At 50.0% G+C, this 1,239-nt stretch carries 2 protein-coding genes; both read right to left on the reverse strand.

The window, feature by feature from the left end; genetic code table 11:
• Window positions 1-228, reverse strand: a 228-nt coding sequence (locus tag D6694_13265; GenBank protein RMH37474.1) for a hypothetical protein, incomplete at its 3' end; no start/stop codon positions are given.
• Between the two features lies 1 nt (window position 229).
• Window positions 230-1,213: a hypothetical protein gene (locus D6694_13270; protein RMH37475.1), complete on the reverse strand. Its 984-nt coding sequence runs from the start codon at window positions 1,211-1,213 to the stop codon at window positions 230-232.
• Window positions 1,214-1,239: the final 26 nt, after the last annotated feature.

The following is a 1,239-nucleotide window of genomic DNA, read 5'->3' on the forward strand; positions in this document are numbered from 1 at the left end:
TTCCTTTTTGAGGAAACGGCGCGGGATGCGCGTGTACGACAGCACACGCACGTCTTCCGGCTCGATGTCGAAGTTCAGGTTTTCCTTCGCCCACGCCTCAATAGCTGCCCATACTTCCTCATTATCGGGCCAATAGCTGCGCGTCTCTACCCGCGTGCTGGCGACGTCCACCAGGCGGTAGTTTTTCACGATGGAAAAGCCGATGAGATATGTTGCACGGTATGCCATCTTATTTTTTTTCTACCTTATAAACTTCATTGAAAATATTACCTGACGGAATAACAAAGTAGTCATTTCCAACTGCCACGGCAGCCGCGTGCGTAGGCGGCAAGATGTTCTGGTGATCTACCTTGAACCACGTGTCCCCATCGTAGGTGTACATGAGGACACTGGTATTTGTCTGGGAATCATCATAACCTCCATATACCCACAATTTTCCGTCAAAAACAAACACTTTCGGATACGAGAGGACAAATGGAATGGGCAGATCAGGATGTTGGTGCCATGTCCTGCCTCCATCCTTGCTGCTGTACACGCTCTTGTACCGAATGTGTCCGTTAGTGTCGTCATACAATTCGCCTCCCACTATCCACAACCGCCCGTTGTAACTCTCAACGGCTCCGCCCAAATTGCCTATTGCAGGTACGCAATTGTTACACACCCTTTCCCATGTTGCGCCATCCCTGCTGCGCAGCACGTCCGTGTACACAGTAATGTTGTTACCGGCAGTTGTATCCTGGCCTCCTATCATATAAAGCCAACCGTCATGGGCTGCATTGCCATACAGGATGCGGTCAGCCATCAGGGATATGGTATCATTCATGAGTGTCCAATTGCGCAGGTCTGTACTGCGCCAGCAATCACTCTTTGGGTCTTGACCATCTGCCCCAAATACATAGTAGTATCTTCCGAGTTTTTCAAACCCGAACGTGTGTCGAGGTGACCACTCGGCCCTCCTTACAAATGTCCAGGTCCTCCCGGTGTCGATGGATATGTAAATAGAATCATCACGAGGCCCGCTGCGCCAGCCGCCCATGAAAAAAACTGTGTCCGGATTGCCAGGTACAATAAAGGCTTCAGCCCCATCCTTTGGGTTATAAATTGCCTCTGCAACGAATGAAGCCTCGTAAAGAGGTTGGTCATCATAGCTTACGTCGTAGGCAGGAAGGGCTGGAACATTTTTGCTCGTTCTGCCCAAACTCTTGTTCAGCATATCTATTGCCTGATGCAGCTTGGCAA

Source organism: Gammaproteobacteria bacterium (assembly GCA_003696665.1).
In the GTDB taxonomy this organism is placed as follows: domain Bacteria; phylum Pseudomonadota; class Gammaproteobacteria; order Enterobacterales.